General features: G+C 42.7%; 16 protein-coding genes. All 16 read left to right on the top strand.

Annotated elements, in window-relative coordinates; translation table 11 throughout:
* The first annotated feature begins 327 nt into the window (after positions 1 to 327).
* Positions 328 to 1,404 (top strand): aspartate-semialdehyde dehydrogenase, encoded by a 1,077-nt coding sequence (locus QZ169_RS10095; protein WP_295506782.1) that lies wholly within the window; start codon positions 328 to 330, stop codon positions 1,402 to 1,404.
* Positions 1,405 to 1,483: 79 nt separating this feature from the next.
* The gene (gene dapA, locus QZ169_RS10090; protein WP_125378451.1) at positions 1,484 to 2,419 is read left to right on the top strand and encodes a 4-hydroxy-tetrahydrodipicolinate synthase; all 936 of its coding nucleotides are present in this window, start codon (positions 1,484 to 1,486) and stop codon (positions 2,417 to 2,419) included.
* 242 nt (positions 2,420 to 2,661) lie between these two features.
* Complete coding sequence (locus QZ169_RS10085; protein ID WP_002895476.1) at positions 2,662 to 3,000, top strand: ATP cone domain-containing protein; 339 nt, start codon at positions 2,662 to 2,664, stop codon at positions 2,998 to 3,000.
* Positions 3,001 to 3,141: 141 nt separating this feature from the next.
* The gene (ylqF, locus tag QZ169_RS10080; RefSeq protein ID WP_002895477.1) at positions 3,142 to 3,993 is read left to right on the top strand and encodes a ribosome biogenesis GTPase YlqF; all 852 of its coding nucleotides are present in this window, start codon (positions 3,142 to 3,144) and stop codon (positions 3,991 to 3,993) included.
* Positions 3,980 to 4,744, top strand: coding sequence for a ribonuclease HII (locus QZ169_RS10075; RefSeq protein ID WP_295506779.1), 765 nt, complete (start codon positions 3,980 to 3,982; stop codon positions 4,742 to 4,744). The genes ylqF and QZ169_RS10075 overlap by 14 nt, the downstream gene beginning before the upstream one ends.
* 19 nt (positions 4,745 to 4,763) lie before the next feature.
* A complete protein-coding gene (locus tag QZ169_RS10070) occupies positions 4,764 to 5,327 on the top strand; it encodes a sugar O-acetyltransferase (RefSeq protein ID WP_295506777.1) in 564 nt (187 codons plus the stop codon).
* A gap of 132 nt (positions 5,328 to 5,459) precedes the next feature.
* Positions 5,460 to 6,302 (top strand): DNA-processing protein DprA, encoded by an 843-nt coding sequence (dprA, locus tag QZ169_RS10065; protein WP_002919004.1) that lies wholly within the window; start codon positions 5,460 to 5,462, stop codon positions 6,300 to 6,302.
* Between the two features lie 84 nt (positions 6,303 to 6,386).
* Positions 6,387 to 8,480, top strand: coding sequence for a type I DNA topoisomerase (gene topA / locus QZ169_RS10060; protein WP_295506774.1), 2,094 nt, complete (start codon positions 6,387 to 6,389; stop codon positions 8,478 to 8,480).
* A 57-nt stretch (positions 8,481 to 8,537) separates the two neighbouring features.
* Positions 8,538 to 9,032 carry a phosphoribosylanthranilate isomerase gene (locus QZ169_RS10055; protein WP_295506772.1) on the top strand — a complete coding sequence of 165 codons (495 nt, stop codon included), beginning with the start codon at positions 8,538 to 8,540 and terminating at the stop codon, positions 9,030 to 9,032.
* Positions 9,033 to 9,125: 93 nt separating this feature from the next.
* A complete protein-coding gene (gene trmFO / locus QZ169_RS10050) occupies positions 9,126 to 10,460 on the top strand; it encodes a methylenetetrahydrofolate--tRNA-(uracil(54)-C(5))-methyltransferase (FADH(2)-oxidizing) TrmFO (protein WP_295506769.1) in 1,335 nt (444 codons plus the stop codon).
* 115 nt (positions 10,461 to 10,575) lie between these two features.
* Positions 10,576 to 11,400 (top strand): alpha/beta hydrolase, encoded by an 825-nt coding sequence (locus QZ169_RS10045; RefSeq protein WP_295506767.1) that lies wholly within the window; start codon positions 10,576 to 10,578, stop codon positions 11,398 to 11,400.
* A gap of 32 nt (positions 11,401 to 11,432) precedes the next feature.
* Positions 11,433 to 12,173, top strand: a complete 741-nt coding sequence (locus QZ169_RS10040; RefSeq protein ID WP_295506765.1) for an esterase family protein — start codon at positions 11,433 to 11,435, stop codon at positions 12,171 to 12,173.
* Between the two features lie 12 nt (positions 12,174 to 12,185).
* A complete protein-coding gene (locus tag QZ169_RS10035; RefSeq protein WP_295506763.1) occupies positions 12,186 to 13,352 on the top strand; it encodes an acetyl-CoA carboxylase biotin carboxylase subunit family protein in 1,167 nt (388 codons plus the stop codon).
* 222 nt (positions 13,353 to 13,574) lie between these two features.
* The gene (locus QZ169_RS10030; RefSeq protein ID WP_295506761.1) at positions 13,575 to 14,543 is read left to right on the top strand and encodes a thiamine pyrophosphate-dependent dehydrogenase E1 component subunit alpha; all 969 of its coding nucleotides are present in this window, start codon (positions 13,575 to 13,577) and stop codon (positions 14,541 to 14,543) included.
* An 18-nt stretch (positions 14,544 to 14,561) separates the two neighbouring features.
* Positions 14,562 to 15,554: an alpha-ketoacid dehydrogenase subunit beta gene (locus tag QZ169_RS10025; RefSeq protein WP_009660433.1), complete on the top strand. Its 993-nt coding sequence runs from the start codon at positions 14,562 to 14,564 to the stop codon at positions 15,552 to 15,554.
* 585 nt (positions 15,555 to 16,139) lie between these two features.
* Positions 16,140 to 16,273 (top strand): E3 binding domain-containing protein (locus QZ169_RS10020; protein WP_295506784.1); only part of this gene is annotated, 134 nt, incomplete at its 3' end.

The following is a 16,273-nucleotide window of genomic DNA, read 5'->3' as shown; positions in this document are numbered from 1 at the left end:
CTTGATCAGTTGTGTGAACCTGCTGATCACACGAAAGTGCCCTTATCCCCAGTCTCCGGATTGGGGATTTTTCTATGTCTCTTAGACAGGCATGACGGTTAGTCGCAGCCGAGCTTAGAGACATTGATGCTGAGACGGTTGGCGTCGTGAGTGCTATTGATCTTGATGAAACGAGTCCACAGGAAGAAGTTGAGTTATAGAGCAGTGTGTAAATGCAGTTTATCTAAAATATCGAACATTTATTCTTTAGAACCATTTGCATTTTTCCCTAAAAATAGTATAATACTAACAATACAAAATTTTTTGAAAATTCAGAGAGGTTATCGCATGGGATATACAGTTGCTGTAGTAGGTGCCACTGGTGCCGTTGGATCTCAAATGATTAAAATGCTGGAAGAGTCTAGCCTTCCAATTGATAAAATACGCTATCTGGCGTCTGCTCGTTCAGCTGGTAAAGTTCTCCAGTTCAAGGGACAAGACATTACTATTGAAGAGACGACTGAGACGGCTTTTGAAGGTGTAGATATTGCTCTCTTTTCAGCTGGTGGTTCTACCTCAGCAAAATTCGCTCCTTACGCAGTCAAAGCTGGAGCGGTAGTGGTCGATAACACCTCTTATTTCCGTCAAAATCCTGATGTTCCTCTGGTTGTTCCAGAAGTCAACGCCCATGCCTTAGATCAGCACAAGGGAATTATCGCTTGCCCTAACTGCTCGACAATTCAGATGATGGTGGCTTTAGAGCCTGTTCGTCAGCAATGGGGGCTGGAGCGCATCATCGTGTCTACCTATCAAGCAGTTTCTGGTGCAGGTATGGGAGCCATTCTTGAAACTCAAGCTCAATTGCGCTCTGTTCTTAATGATGGTGTAAATCCTAAGGACGCAGAAGCCAATATCCTCCCATGTGGCGGTGATAAAAAACATTATCCTATTGCTTTTAATGCCTTACCTCAGATTGATGTCTTTACAGATAACGACTACACTTATGAAGAGATGAAGATGACCAAGGAAACCAAGAAAATCATGGAAGATGATTCTATTGCTGTTTCTGCGACATGTGTTCGCCTTCCGATTTTATCTGCTCACTCAGAGTCTGTCTACATCGAGACTAAGGAAGTTGCACCTATTGATCAGGTAAAAGCAGCAATTTCAGCCTTTCCTGGTGCTGTTCTGGAGGATGATGTAGCTCATCAGGTTTATCCGCAAGCAATCAATGCAGTTGGTAAGAAAGAAACCTTTGTTGGTCGGATTCGCAAGGATCTTGATGCGGAAAAAGGAATCCACATGTGGGTCGTTTCAGACAATCTTCTTAAAGGAGCGGCTTGGAATTCTGTTCAAATCGCAGAGACACTGCATGAGCGTGGTTTAGTTCGTCCGACAGCAGAAGTTGTTTTTGAATTAAAATAAAGTGACCAAGGAAACTTGACAGCATAGGGTTGAATAGTCGTTCTTTCAACCCTCTTTTCGTACAAAGAGAGGTAAGTTTATGGCGTATGCGGATCTGAAAAACTGTAAAATCATCACAGCTTTTATTACTCCTTTTCATGATGATGGTTCTATCAATTTTGAAGCTATTCCAGACTTGATTGAGCACCTTTTGGCGCATCATACGGATGGGATTTTGCTAGCTGGAACAACTGCTGAAAGTCCAACCCTGACTCACGATGAAGAGTTGGAATTATTTGCGGCTGTTCAAAAGGTTGTCAAGGGGCGTGTTCCTTTGATAGCCGGTGTCGGTACCAATGAAACGCGCGACTCTATCGAATTCGTCAAAGAAGTAGATGCATTTGGTGGTTTTGCAGCTGGTTTGGCCATCGTACCCTATTACAACAAACCTTCTCAGGAAGGGATGTATCAGCACTTTAAAGCCATTGCGGATGCTTCAAACCTGCCCATCATTATCTACAATATACCTGGCCGGGTAGTAGTTGAGATGACACCTGAGACTATGCTGAGATTAGCAGAACATCCAAACATTATCGGCGTTAAAGAATGTACCAGTCTGGCGAATATGGCCTATCTGATTGAGCATCGTCCAGAGGAGTTTCTGATTTACACTGGTGAGGATGGTGATGCCTTTCATGCTATGAATCTGGGGGCTGATGGAGTTATTTCAGTTGCTTCTCACACGAATGGCGATGAAATGTTTGAAATGCTGGATGCTATTGAGCACAATGACATCAAAAAAGCAGCAGCTATTCAACGAAAATTCATCCCTAAAGTCAATGCACTCTTCTCTTATCCAAGTCCAGCACCAGTCAAGGCTGTTCTTAATTACTTGGGTTTTGCGGCTGGGCCAACCCGCTTACCGCTTGTGCCTGCGCCTGAAGAAGATGCCAAACGCATTATCAAGGTCGTTGTTGATGGCGACTATCAAGCAACCAAAGAGACGGTTAAAGGTGTCCTGAGACCGGATTATTAATTGATAAAACTGAAAGAAATATTTCTAGAAAGGATTGCCTAGAGCAGTCCTTTTATATAGTCTTTTAAGGCTAAAGAAAAAAGGAAGCATCCTTTGAAAAATATTGGAAAAAATTATATAATATTAAGGTATGGTCTAGCTTTGGAATTTCTTTTTGAGCAGACTATAGATAACTAGATTGGCAGCAGTCATGTTAGAGACTTACATTAGATTAGAAATATATAATATAAAAGGAGTTTTTTATGCAAGTCATTAAACGGAGTGGAGAAGTTGTAGAATTCGACCCAGATAAAATCTATCAAGCAGTTCTAAAGGCAGCTCAGACTGTCTATGTGTTGACAGATGATTTGCGTCAGAATTTAGCGCAGGTTACAAAGAAAGTCGTTCTAGATTTGGAAGAAGCTAAGGTTGAACGTGCGACGATTAGCATGATCCAATCCATGGTTGAAAGCCGCCTCTTGGGTGCAGGTTATATTACCATCGCAGAGCATTATATTTCCTATCGCCTTCAACGAGATTTAGAGCGCAACGGCTATGGAGATCATATCGCTGTGCATCTGCATTTTGAGCAAGTGAGATAAAGTTAAAAAGCCTGCTAGGGCTTTTTTCGCTCTCGAGGTAGAGAGTATCGCTTTAGCATTCACCCGCTTAAATTCTAGAAATATGTTAAAATAGGTAAAGATATAAAATTTTATCAATGATATTCGTTGAAAGGATAAATTATGGCAACGATTCAATGGTTTCCGGGTCATATGTCTAAGGCACGGAGACAGGTACAGGAAAATATTAAGTTTGTTGATTTTGTGACAATACTGGTTGATGCGAGACTTCCTTTATCCAGTCAGAATCCTATGTTGACTAAGATTGTGGGCGATAAACCTAAGCTTTTGATTTTAAACAAGGCTGATTTGGCTGACCCTGTTCGTATTAAGGAATGGCAGAGCTATTTTGAAAGTCAGGGGATTCCGACTTTATCTATTAATTCCAAAGAGCAATCTGCTGTTAAAAAAGTAACAGATGCGGCTAAGAAACTTATGGCTGATAAATTAGCTCGTCAGAAAGAGAGAGGGATTCGCATCGAAACCCTGCGTACTATGATAATCGGTATTCCCAATGCCGGAAAATCAACCCTCATGAATCGCTTAGCTGGTAAGAAAATCGCTGTTGTAGGGAATAAGCCAGGTGTGACAAAAGGTCAGCAATGGCTCAAGTCAAATAAAGACTTGGAAATTTTGGATACGCCAGGTATTCTCTGGCCTAAGTTTGAAGATGAGACGGTTGCTCTCAAGCTTGCCCTGACTGGTGCTATTAAGGATAATCTGCTGCCTATGGATGAGGTGACGATTTTCGGCCTTAATTATTTTAAGGAGCATTATCCTGAGGAGCTGATAGCACGCTTCAAGCAGCTGGATCTAAGTCAGGAAGCGCCTGATATGATTATGGATATGACCCAAAAACTCGGCTTTCGCGATGACTACGATCGTTTTTACAGCCTTTTTGTCAAAGATGTCCGCGATGGCAAGTTAGGCCGTTATTGCTTGGACACGGTTGGAGAACTAGATGGCAACGATTAAAGAAATCCAGCAACGTTTAGAATTGGTGACAGATTTGGCTGATCCTTTTCTGGCAGAAGCAGCTAATGACCAGCGGAGCGGAGTTCAAAAGGCGATTGAAAAACGTAAAAGAGCTATTCAGGCAGAGTTAAATGAGGATTTGCGTCTGGAGCAGATGTTACGGTATGAAAAAAAGCTTTATAAAGCTGGCTATCAGGCGATTGCTGGGATTGATGAAGTCGGTCGTGGTCCTCTAGCTGGACCAGTTGTCGCTGCAGCTGTTATCTTACCTCCAGGATGTAAGATTAAGGGGCTCAACGACAGTAAAAAAATTCCTAAGAAAAAACATCAAGAGATCTATCAGGCAGTCATGGATAAAGCCTTGGCGGTCGGTATTGGCCTGATGGACAGCGAGATTATTGATCAAGTCAATATCTATGAAGCGACCAAACTTGCTATGAAAAAAGCTTTGTCTAAATTGAGTCTCAAGCCAGATTATCTGCTGATTGATGCCATGAAACTGGATGTTGATATTCCGCAAGAGTCCATCATCAAGGGCGATGCCAACTCTCTGTCTATCGCGGCAGCCAGTATTGTTGCTAAAGTTACTCGGGATAAGCTGATGGCAGACTATGACAAGGAATTTCCTGGCTATGATTTTGCGAAAAATGCTGGTTATGGGACCAAAAATCATTTGCAAGGATTGGAAAGAAACGGCGTAACTCCTATTCATCGCAAGACATTTGAACCCGTAAAATCCATGTGTGAATAAACATAAAAAGGAGGATGCTATGCGAAGCGAATACGAAAAGATGATTGCTGGGGAGATTTACCGACCACAAGATGAAGATTTAAGAAAAATTAGAGCCTGCTCCAAAGAATTTCAATATCGTTTTAACCAAGAGCGAGACAGTGACCGGCGCAGTGCTATTATCAAAGAATGGTTTGGCAGCACAGGGGAGAATCTTGCTATGAAGCCAGATTTGGTTTGCGACTACGGAATTAACATTCATTTAGGAGAAAATTTTTGTTCTAACTGGAACCTGACTATGCTGGACGTTTGCCCCATTCGCATTGGAGACAATGCTATGCTTGGTCCAAATTGCCAGTTTCTGACACCTCTTCATCCGCTTGATCCAGTGGAAAGAAATTCCGGAATTGAGTACGGAGCCCCAATCACTATTGGTGATAATTTCTGGGCTGGCGGAGGTGTGACGATTCTGCCGGGCGTGACACTAGGGGATAATGTCGTGGTTGGTGCCGGAGCGGTTGTGACCAAGTCTTTTGGTGACAATGTAGTCTTGGCTGGTAATCCAGCACGAATTATTAAGGAAATCCCTGTTCATAAAGAATAAAAGATGGGTTAAAGGCAATAGTCAAGAAAACCAGCTATTGACAACATCAAATTCAATAAAATCGTAAAGAAAGAACTGTATTGCAGTTCTTTTTTTGAACTTTTTTTACGAATAAGAAAGTGAGGTGAAAAAATGAATAATTTTGAGATTTATAAAATGAAAAAAGCTGGCTTGACTAATCATCAGGTTTTAAATGTTTTGAGATACGCTGAAAGTAGAGATGGCAAGCTTTCTCTGCGAGATAAGGCTGTCGTATCTGAGTGCCGTAATCCCGCTCTCTTTATAGAGAAATATAAGAGGCTTGATTTACCAGCTTTGAAGGAAGAATTTGAACTTTTCCCGTCCTTTTCTATCTTGGATGATATTTACCCTTGGGATTTATGCGAAATTTACGATGCCCCGACTTTGTTATTTTATCAGGGAAATCTAAATCTACTAGAATTGCCCAAGGCTGCGGTGGTTGGCAGTCGAGACAGCAGTAAGCAAGGAAATGCCTCTGTACAAAAGATTGTCAAGGAGCTAAACAATGAATTGGTTATCGTTAGTGGCCTAGCTCGTGGAATAGATACGGCAGCCCATATGGCTGCCCTGCAAAACGGAGGTCAGACAATTGCTGTCATCGGAACAGGATTAGATGTCTTTTATCCCAAGGCCAACAAAAAACTACAAGCTTACATTGGCAAAAACCATTTATTGCTGACAGAGTATGGTCCGGGTGAACAGCCTTTGAAATTTCATTTTCCAGAGCGAAATCGTATCATCGCAGGTCTCTGTCGAGGCGTCATCGTGGCAGAAGCCAAGATGCGCTCAGGCAGTCTGATTACCTGTGAGCGAGCGATGGAAGAAGGGCGGGATGTCTTTGCTATTCCAGGGTCTATTTTAGATGGGAAATCTGACGGTTGCCATCATTTGATCCAAGAGGGCGCAAAGTGCATCACATCAGGATCTGACGTCCTTTCAGAGTTTGACTTTTAAAACAAGTTTTCCTATAAGAAAAGTTAGCAGTTGACATCTATCAAAAAATAGTTTAAACTCTATGAGATTTATTTCTTATAGAAGGTGTCTAAATTGGTAACAAAAACAAAGAAAAAGTCTACGACCAAGAAAAATCTTGTCATCGTAGAGTCGCCTGCCAAGGCAAAAACAATAGAAAAATATCTGGGACGAAACTACAAGGTTCTGGCCAGTGTCGGGCATATTCGTGACCTGAAAAAGTCTACGATGTCCATTGATTTTGAGAACAACTATGAGCCGCAATACATCAATATTCGTGGTAAAGGTCCGTTGATTAATGACTTGAAAAAAGAAGCCAAGAAAGCTAAGCAAGTCTTTCTGGCAAGTGACCCGGACCGCGAAGGAGAAGCTATTTCTTGGCATCTGGCTCACATTCTGAATCTGGATGAGAAAGAAAAAAACCGCGTCGTCTTTAATGAAATCACCAAAGATGCGGTCAAGAATGCATTTAAAGAGCCGCGCCAGATTGATATGGATCTGGTCGATGCACAGCAGGCTCGTCGAGTTTTGGACCGCTTGGTTGGTTATTCCATTTCTCCTATTCTCTGGAAGAAAGTCAAAAAAGGCCTGTCAGCTGGTCGGGTTCAGTCTGTCGCCCTCAAGCTGATTATCGACCGGGAAAATGAAATCAACGTCTTCAAACCAGAAGAATATTGGACAATTGACGGAACCTTCAAGAAAGGAACCCGTCAGTTCCAGGCCAGCTTTTACGGCATGAATGGTAAAAAGATGAAGCTGACCAACAACGATGAGGTCAAAGAAGTTCTGTCTCACCTCAAGAGTGATGACTTTACAGTCGACAGTGTCGAAAAGAAAGAGCGTCGACGCAATGCTCCGCTGCCCTACACGACTTCCTCTATGCAGCAGGATGCCGCTAATAAGATTAATTTCCGGACTCGTAAGACCATGATGGTGGCTCAGCAGCTCTATGAGGGGATTAATATCGGTTCTGGCGTACAAGGTCTTATTACGTATATGCGTACCGACTCGACTCGTATCAGTCCAGTAGCGCAAAATGAAGCAGCAAGCTTTATAACGGATAAATTTGGCGCCAAATATTCCAAACATGGCAGCAAGGCCAAGAACGCTTCTGGCGCTCAAGATGCCCACGAGGCCATTCGTCCTTCCAGCGTTTTCAATACTCCAGAAAGCATCGCAAAGTATCTGGATAAGGATCAACTTAAGCTCTATACGCTGATTTGGAACCGTTTTGTAGCCAGCCAAATGACGGGAGCAGTCTTTGATACAATGAATGTTAAGCTGGGGCAAAATGGTGTCCAATTTGCCGCCAATGGCAGTCAGGTCAAGTTTGATGGCTATCTAGCTATTTACAATGACTCTGACAAGAATAAAATGCTGCCGGATATGGAAAAGGGTGATAAAGTCAAACGTGTCAATACCAATCCGGAACAACACTTTACCCAGCCACCTGCTCGTTATTCTGAAGCGACTCTTATCAAGACTTTAGAAGAAAATGGTGTTGGTCGTCCGTCTACCTATGCACCGACCATTGAAACTATTCAGAAACGATATTACGTTAAGCTGGTTTCCAAGCGTTTTGAGCCAACGGAATTAGGTGAGATTGTCAATTCTCTGATTGTCGAATTCTTCCCAGGTATCGTAAATGTGAAATTTACAGCAGAAATGGAAGCTAAACTGGATGATGTAGAAGTTGGCAAAGAGCAATGGCAGAAAGTTATTGACGAGTTTTATCAACCTTTTGAAAAGGAAGTTTCTAAAGCCGAGACTGAAATGGAGAAAATCCAAATCAAGGATGAGCCAGCCGGTTTTGACTGTGAGGTCTGTGGCAGTCCCATGGTCATTAAGTTAGGTCGATTTGGCAAGTTCTATGCCTGCAGCAATTTCCCAGACTGTCGTCACACTCAGGCTATTGTCAAGGAAATCGGCGTGACCTGCCCACAGTGCCAAAAAGGTCAAGTTATTGAGCGTAAGACTAAACGAAATCGCATTTTCTACGGCTGTGATCGTTATCCTGACTGTGATTTCACATCTTGGGACAAGCCGGTTGGCCGGAACTGTCCAAAATGTGACCATTATTTGATCGAAAAGAAAGTCCGCGGCGGTGGCAAGCAAGTGGTCTGCAGCAATGGCGATTACGAAGAAGAAAAAGTGAAATAGTTATTTTTACATAATTTATATTACGTAAAATATTTTTTGAAGAAGAGGTGCAGCTTTATGACAGATAAATTTGCAGAATTTCTAAAAATCGCGTCTCAACTGAATAAGATGGGGATTGTTCCACTTCTGATGGGTTCTCTAGGTCTGGAGCAAGTTACCGGACAAGAATGGCAGGCTCGGGATATTGATATTCATGTTCACGGTGATGAGCGTGGCTGGGAAGCGCCAGATGAAGAACGTATTTATGATATGGATAAGATTGAATCAATGATGGAGCGGCTAGGCTACCATTTGGTTGATCTACACGAGCATGAATTTCAAAAAGGAGATCTGTCTATTGAGTTTGGGGCCATGGAAACCTTAGAGGCATTTTCAGGTGTGCCGCTAGAGAAGCTGTCTCGAAGAGAAGTAGAAGGTGTTCAGTTTCTACTGCCGACAGCAGAGCAATTTTTAGCCATCTACCGTGCCTCTTCCCAAGATTCTTATCGAAATGAAAATAACAATCATAAGGATTTTGCTAAGATTGCTTACTTGGAAAAAATGACAAAATGATGGATAGACGGGAATCCTTCTGTCTGTCTTTTTTACTATCTTTTTGTTATAATGGTCAGAGTGAAAATCTAGAAATATCCAAGGGAGAGTATCATGTCATCATCCTATATCAATGTTATCGGTGCTGGTCTGGCTGGCAGTGAAGCAGCTTACCAGATTGCCAAGCATGGCATCCCAGTCAAACTCTATGAAATGCGGGGTGTTAAGTCAACGCCTCAGCACAAAACTGCGGACTTTGCAGAACTGGTCTGCTCTAACTCTTTGCGAGGAGATGCGCTGACCAATGCAGTTGGTCTGCTAAAGGAAGAAATGCGACGGTTGGACTCAGTCATTTTAAAGTCAGCAGAAGCGACTCGGGTACCAGCAGGTGGTGCTCTAGCGGTTGATAGAGAGGGTTTTTCTCAGATGGTAACGGAACTAGTGAGCAACCATCCATTGATTGAGGTCATTCGTGAAGAAATCACCGAAATTCCAGAGGGTGACATCACAGTCATTGCGACAGGCCCCTTGACCAGCGATACTTTGGCAGAAAAAATCCACGAGCTCAATGGAGGCGACGGTTTTTATTTCTACGACGCAGCAGCGCCAATCATCGATGTCAATACCATTGATATGACCAAGGTCTATCTCAAATCTCGCTATGATAAGGGGGAAGCAGCCTATCTCAATGCACCTATGACTAAGCAAGAATTTATGGATTTCCATGATGCTTTGGTCAACGCCGAAGAAGCACCGCTCAATTCCTTTGAAAAAGAAAAATACTTTGAAGGTTGCATGCCTATTGAAGTTATGGCCAAACGAGGCATTAAAACCATGCTTTATGGACCAATGAAGCCAGTTGGTTTAGAATATCCAGATGACTACCAAGGGCCTCGTGACGGAGACTTTAAGATGCCATACGCCGTGGTGCAGCTTCGTCAGGATAATGCAGCAGGCAGTCTTTACAACATCGTTGGCTTCCAAACTCATCTCAAGTGGGGCGAGCAAAAGAGGGTCTTTCAGATGATTCCTGGCCTTGAGAATGCAGAATTTGTCCGCTATGGAGTTATGCATCGAAACTCTTATATGGATTCTCCAAATCTACTTGAACAGACTTTCCGCTCTAAGAAACAGCCAAATCTTTTCTTTGCAGGTCAAATGACTGGAGTTGAAGGATACGTAGAGTCAGCAGCTTCAGGTCTAGTTGCTGGTATCAATGCCGCTCGACTCTTCAAGGGAGAAGAAGCACTTGTTTTTCCAGAAACAACAGCTATTGGAAGCCTGCCTCACTATGTTACCCATGCTGATAGCAAGCATTTCCAACCCATGAATGTCAATTTTGGCATTATCAAAGAGTTGGACGGCCGTCGGATTCGTGACAAGAAAGAGCGCTATGAGAAAATTGCTGAGCGAGCCTTGCAGGATTTACAGCCTTATTTGGATAAATAATCTATTTTCTATCATTATCTAATAAAAATCATTAAAAAGTTAGGAAATTCCTAACTTTTTTGTTTAATTTGTGATATAATAAATAAAAATTTTGAAAATAGAAAGTTTTCTGAAAATGAATAAATCCTATTTTTACCTTGAAATGAAAACACATGAGTTGGTCGTTCCTTATACTAAGCAAAAACGCCGTGTCCGCGTCTTGCTTCCAAAGAACTATAGCCAGGATACAAACAAGACCTATCCGGTCGTTTATTTTCATGACGGCCAAAATGTTCTCTATAGCAAGGAATCTTTCAGCGGCCATTCGTGGAAGGTGATTCCGACAATCAAGCGTAATCCAGACATTGAAAAAATGATTGTTGTGGCTATTGACAACGATGGCCAAGGGCGGATGAATGAGTATTCAGCTTGGAAGTTCCAAGAGTCCAACATTCCCGGTATTCAGTTTGGTGGCAAGGGAACAGAGTATGCGGAGTTTGTCATGGAAGCCGTCAAGCCTTTCATTGACCAGCATTATCGGACCAAGTCAGATCGGCTGCATACGGCTATGATTGGCTCTTCTCTTGGGGGAAATATCAGCCAGTTTATCGGTGTTGAATACCAAGATCAGATTGGCTGTTTGGGAATTTTTTCATCAGCAAATTGGCTGCATCAGGAAGCCTTTGACCGTTATATTGAGAGAAAGAAACTTCAGGTAGACCAGCGAGTTTTCATTTATGTTGGGACGGAAGAGGCTGATGATACGGATAAGACATTGATGGCTGGCAACATCAAGCAGGCCTATATTGATTCATCGCTCAGCTATTTCCGGCAGTTACTTGTATCTGGGGTAGATTTGTCCAATATTCAGATTAAGATCCAGTCTGGAGCTATTCACAACGAAATCGCTTGGGCAGAGCACTTGCCGGACTGTTTCCGTTTTATCAGCGAAAAATGGTAGTCTAGTCAAACAGTGAGAAAGAGGTAGAAACTATGCATGTAGAATTTTTAAGCCATTGGAGCGGTAATCTAGGCCGTGAAATGTATGTCAATCGCTATGGCCACGCTGGGCTCCCGATTATAGTCTTTGCATCATCAGGCGGCAGCCACAATGAGTATGCTGACTTTGGCATGATTGAAGCCTGCGCTGGCTTTATTGAGGCCGGTAAGGTTCAGTTTTTCACTCTCAGCAGCGTTGATAGTGAGAGCTGGCTGGCGGACTGGAAGCATCCTCACGATCGAGCAGAAATGCATCGTACATATGAGCGTTATGTCATCGAGGAAGCGATTCCGTTTGTCAAGCATAAGACAGGCTGGTTTGACCCTATGATGACGACAGGCTGCTCCATGGGAGCTTATCATGCTGTTAATTTCTTCCTGCAGCATCCAGATGTTTTCAATAAAGTGATTGCCCTCAGTGGTGTCTATGATGCACGTTTCTTTGTCGGTGACAATTTGAATGACGAAGTCATTTATCAAAACTCGCCAGCTGACTATATCTGGAACCAAAATGATGGCTGGTTTATTGACCGCTATCGACAGGCGGATATTATCGTTTGTACTGGCTTAGGCGACTGGGAGCAGGATGGCCTTCCTTCCTTCTACACGCTGAAAGAAGCTTTTGATCATAAGAATATTCCAGCTTGGTTTGCTGAATGGGGCCACGATGTTTCCCATGACTGGATTTGGTGGCGTAAGCAAATGCCTTATTTCCTCAATGAACTCAATCTTTAAAGGAGGTTTTCTATGAATTATATCGTTATTTCTCCCTACTATCCGCAAAATTTCCAACAGTTTACTGTGGAACTGGCCAATAAAGGTATCACTGTACTTGGAATCGGTCAGGAGCCTTATGACCAGCTAGACCAGCCTTTGAAGGATTCATTAACTGAATATTTCAGAGTAGAAAATCTTGAAAATCTTGACGAAGTTAAAAGAGCGGTGGCCTTTCTTTTCTACAAGCATGGGCCTATTGATCGGATTGAGTCTCATAATGAATACTGGCTGGAACTGGACGCAGAGTTGCGTGAGCAATTCAATGTTTTTGGAGCAAAACCCAAAGACTTGAAAAAGACCAAGTTCAAATCAGAGATGAAGAAACTCTTTAAAAAAGCAGGTGTTCCAGTCGTTCCAGGTCAGATTGTCAACACAGAAGCTGGGGCAGATTTAGCTGTCAAGAAACTTGGTCTGCCTTTGATTGCCAAGCCTGATAATGGAGTGGGAGCAGCTGCGACCTTTAAATTGGAAGCAGCAGAAGATGTTGAACGATTCAAGCAAGAATGGGATCATCAGACCGCTTATTTCTTTGAAAAGTTTGTCCAGTCTGGCGAGATTTGTACCTTTGACGGTTTGGTAGATAAGGACGGTCAGATCGTCTTTGCAACCACCTTTGACTATGCGCATACACCGCTGGATTTGATGATGTATAAGATGGACAATTCCTACTACGTTCTCAAGGATATGGATCCAAAACTGCGTGCTTATGGAGAAGCGATTGTCAAAATCTTCGGCATGAAAGAACGTTTTTTCCATATTGAGTTCTTCCGCGAGGGTGATGATTATGTGGCCATTGAGTACAATAACCGTCCAGCCGGTGGCTTTACCATTGATGTTTATAATTTCGCTCACTCAATCGATCTTTACAGAGGCTATGCAGCGATTGTAGCAGGAGAGCCTTTCCCAGCTGCCCACATGGAGCCCTTGTTCTGTCTGGCAACCTCACGCCGTGCATCAACGAACTATGCTTACCCTGAGGCTGACTTGCTGGAAAAATACCGAGATAACTTCAAGGTTAAAAAAGACATGCCAGCTGCATTTGCGGAGCTGCAAGGTGACTACCTTTATATGCTGACAACACCAAGCCGCGAGCAAATGGAGCAGATGATTGCAGATTTTGCTAAACAGGCAGATTAATCAGAAGCATGCTCTGCTATTATTTTCGTATAACAGTTTCAAAATAGTAAAAACTACTCTAGCACAAAAAGTTTGTGAAATTTCTATTTTGGTGTCGGAAACCAGTTTATCCAATGGATTGACTGGTTTTTCTTTGTGAAATATAAGTGAGCAAAAGTTTTGACAGTGCTTACAGCTTTAGATAGAATTAAATAGAAGAATTATGTTTAGAAAGGCAAAAAAATGGCAACTTTAGATAAGAATCTTTTGTTAGAGATGTTCCGTAAGATGGAAGAAATCCGTCGCATGGACTTAAAAATTGCTCAACTTGTAAAAAAAGGAAAGGTTCCTGGAATGACTCACTTCTCAGTGGGTGAGGAAGCAGCCAATGTCGGTGCTATGCTAGCCTTAAATGAGGATGATTTGCTGACTTCTAATCACCGGGGACACGGTCAAGCTATCGCCAAAGGAATCAACCTCAACGAAATGATGGCGGAAATCCTAGGGAAATACACCGGAACCTGTAAAGGAAAAGGTGGCTCTATGCACATTGCTGACCTAGATGCCGGAAACCTTGGTGCCAATGGTATTGTAGGCGGTGGCATGGGAATCGCTGTCGGGGCAGCTCTGACCCAGCAAATGCAGAAGACAGGTAAGATTGTTGTCTGCTTCTTTGGTGACGGTGCTACCAACGAAGGTGTCTTCCACGAAGCAGTCAACATGGCTTCTATCTGGAATCTACCCGTTATTTTCTATTGTATCAATAACGGCTATGGTATTTCTGCTGACATCAAGAAAATGACCAATGTAGAGCACATCCACGAGCGCAGTGCAGCTTATGGAATTCCAGGTATATTCATTGAAGATGGCAATAATGTTCTGGATGTCTATGAAGGCTTCCAAAAGGCTGTCGAGCATGTTCGAAGTGGTAAAGGACCTGTCTTGATTGAAAGTGTGACTTATCGTTGGTTGGGACACTCGTCTTCTGACCCAGGTAAATACCGTACTCGTGAAGAAGTAGAAGAATGGAAGAAAAAAGATCCAATCGAAAATCTTCGTAAATACTTGCTGGAAAACAAGATTGCAAGCGAAGAAGAGCTGGAAGCTGTCCAAGCTGGAGTCAAAGAAGCAGTAGAAGCGTCTGTGAAGTTCGCAGAAGAAAGTCCATTCCCGCCGCTTGAATCTGCCTTTGAAGATATTTACGCAGACTAAAGAGAGGAGTAAAAGAAAATGGAAACTAAAACTATGTCTTTTCGTGACACCATTATCCTCGCTATGTCTGAGGAAATGCGTCGCGATGAAAATGTACTCTTGATGGGAGAGGATGTCGGAGTCTTCGGAGGGGACTTCGGTACTTCTGTTGGGATGCTTGAAGAATTTGGTCCAGAACGTGTTCGTGACTGTCCGATTTCTGAAGCTGCCATCTCGGGAGCAGCAGCTGGAGCAGCTATGACAGGGTTGCGTCCAATCGTAGACATGACCTTTATGGACTTCTCTGTAATCGCCATGGATGCTATTGTCAACCAAGCCGCTAAAACACGCTATATGTTTGGTGGAAAAGGACAAGTCCCAATGACTGTCCGCTGTGCAGCAGGTAATGGAGTTGGCTCTGCAGCTCAGCACTCGCAGTCTTTGGAATCTTGGTTTACCCACATTCCAGGGCTTAAGGTAGTCGCTCCAGGAACTCCGGCAGATATGAAGGGCCTTCTTAAAGCATCTATCCGAGACAACAACCCGGTCATTATCCTAGAATACAAGTCTGAATTTAACCAAAAAGGAGAGGTGCCACTAGATCCTGAGTATGTAATCCCACTCGGTGTAGGTGAAATCAAAAAAGAAGGTACCGATGTAACAGTTGTTACTTACGGAAAAATGCTTCGCCGTGTCATGCAGGCAGCGGAAGAATTGGCAGAAGAAGGCATCTCTGTAGAAGTGGTCGACCCACGTACATTGGTGCCGCTTGATAAGGATATTATCATTAATTCTGTTAAGAAGACTGGTAAGGTTGTTCTGGTTAATGATGCCCACAAAACAAGTGGATACATTGGTGAAATTTCAGCGATTATTTCTGAGTCTGAAGCGTTTGACTATCTAGATGCGCCAATCCGCCGCTGTGCAGGTGAAGATGTCCCTATGCCTTATGCACAAAACTTGGAAAATGCTATGATTCCGACAGTTGAAAGCATCAAAGACGCTATTCGGAAGACATATCATAAAGAATAAGGTATAATAAAGAAAAGGCTTTCTCATGAATTAGATTACATAAATTATTTTATGTAATCTAATCTTGTGTAGAGGGTCAAAGTAGCTAAAATTTTACTAATTGCAGACAATCGTTATTCGGATTGATTTTATCCGATGAGCGAATTAGTAAGTCTACTAGGTTGGCTGCCTGATAGCAGCAACCGAAGTAACTTGAGATACGTTTGTATACAAGTTACTTGTAAAGTTGCAACAGGAGAGAGTCGAATCGATGATATTCGACGAACGGCTTAGTAAGTCTACTAGGTTGGTCGCAGATAGCGACAACCGTAGTAACTTGAGATAGGTTTGTATCCAAGTTACTTGTAGAGTTGAACATGGGCTAAAAGTTCGGAAAAAAGATAAATCTTCTTGGCTTCATCGAAGCCCGAGTTGATTTCCTATTTTTCAATCGTTTTTCAAGTCCTTAGTATCATGTAATTGAATTCGGACGGAGGTCTGCGAAAAAAAGATAGATTTCCCTGTGTTCATCGAACACAGCATCAATCTCCTATTTTTTCATCGCCCTCTGCGTCCTTAATATCTTATAATAGAATTGGAGAGGTCATGGCTGATGACAAGCTAAGAGCGACTCCTGCAGCTAGAAAGTTAGCGGATGATTTGGGAATCAACCTCTATGATGTTTCTGGCTCAGGTGCAAATGGTCGTGTCCACAAAGAAGACGTGGAAACTTATAAAGA

The organism is uncultured Streptococcus sp. (assembly GCF_905372115.1).
Classification (GTDB): domain Bacteria; phylum Bacillota; class Bacilli; order Lactobacillales; family Streptococcaceae; genus Streptococcus.
Note: the sequence above shows the minus strand (reverse complement) of the source record. Positions and strands in the feature narration are given on the sequence as shown.

Bases quoted from the DNA above. Each gene is read 5' to 3' on its own strand.
- QZ169_RS10095 (WP_295506782.1), top strand. From the start codon at position 328: ATGGGATATACAGTTGCTGTAGTAGGTGCCACTGGTGCCGTTGGATCT.
- dapA (WP_125378451.1), top strand. From the start codon at position 1,484: ATGGCGTATGCGGATCTGAAAAACTGTAAAATCATCACAGCTTTTATT.
- QZ169_RS10085 (WP_002895476.1), top strand. From the start codon at position 2,662: ATGCAAGTCATTAAACGGAGTGGAGAAGTTGTAGAATTCGACCCAGAT.
- ylqF (WP_002895477.1), top strand. From the start codon at position 3,142: ATGGCAACGATTCAATGGTTTCCGGGTCATATGTCTAAGGCACGGAGA.
- QZ169_RS10075 (WP_295506779.1), top strand. From the start codon at position 3,980: ATGGCAACGATTAAAGAAATCCAGCAACGTTTAGAATTGGTGACAGAT.
- QZ169_RS10070 (WP_295506777.1), top strand. From the start codon at position 4,764: ATGCGAAGCGAATACGAAAAGATGATTGCTGGGGAGATTTACCGACCA.
- dprA (WP_002919004.1), top strand. From the start codon at position 5,460: ATGAATAATTTTGAGATTTATAAAATGAAAAAAGCTGGCTTGACTAAT.
- QZ169_RS10055 (WP_295506772.1), top strand. From the start codon at position 8,538: ATGACAGATAAATTTGCAGAATTTCTAAAAATCGCGTCTCAACTGAAT.
- trmFO (WP_295506769.1), top strand. From the start codon at position 9,126: ATGTCATCATCCTATATCAATGTTATCGGTGCTGGTCTGGCTGGCAGT.
- QZ169_RS10045 (WP_295506767.1), top strand. From the start codon at position 10,576: ATGAATAAATCCTATTTTTACCTTGAAATGAAAACACATGAGTTGGTC.
- QZ169_RS10040 (WP_295506765.1), top strand. From the start codon at position 11,433: ATGCATGTAGAATTTTTAAGCCATTGGAGCGGTAATCTAGGCCGTGAA.
- QZ169_RS10035 (WP_295506763.1), top strand. From the start codon at position 12,186: ATGAATTATATCGTTATTTCTCCCTACTATCCGCAAAATTTCCAACAG.
- QZ169_RS10030 (WP_295506761.1), top strand. From the start codon at position 13,575: ATGGCAACTTTAGATAAGAATCTTTTGTTAGAGATGTTCCGTAAGATG.
- QZ169_RS10025 (WP_009660433.1), top strand. From the start codon at position 14,562: ATGGAAACTAAAACTATGTCTTTTCGTGACACCATTATCCTCGCTATG.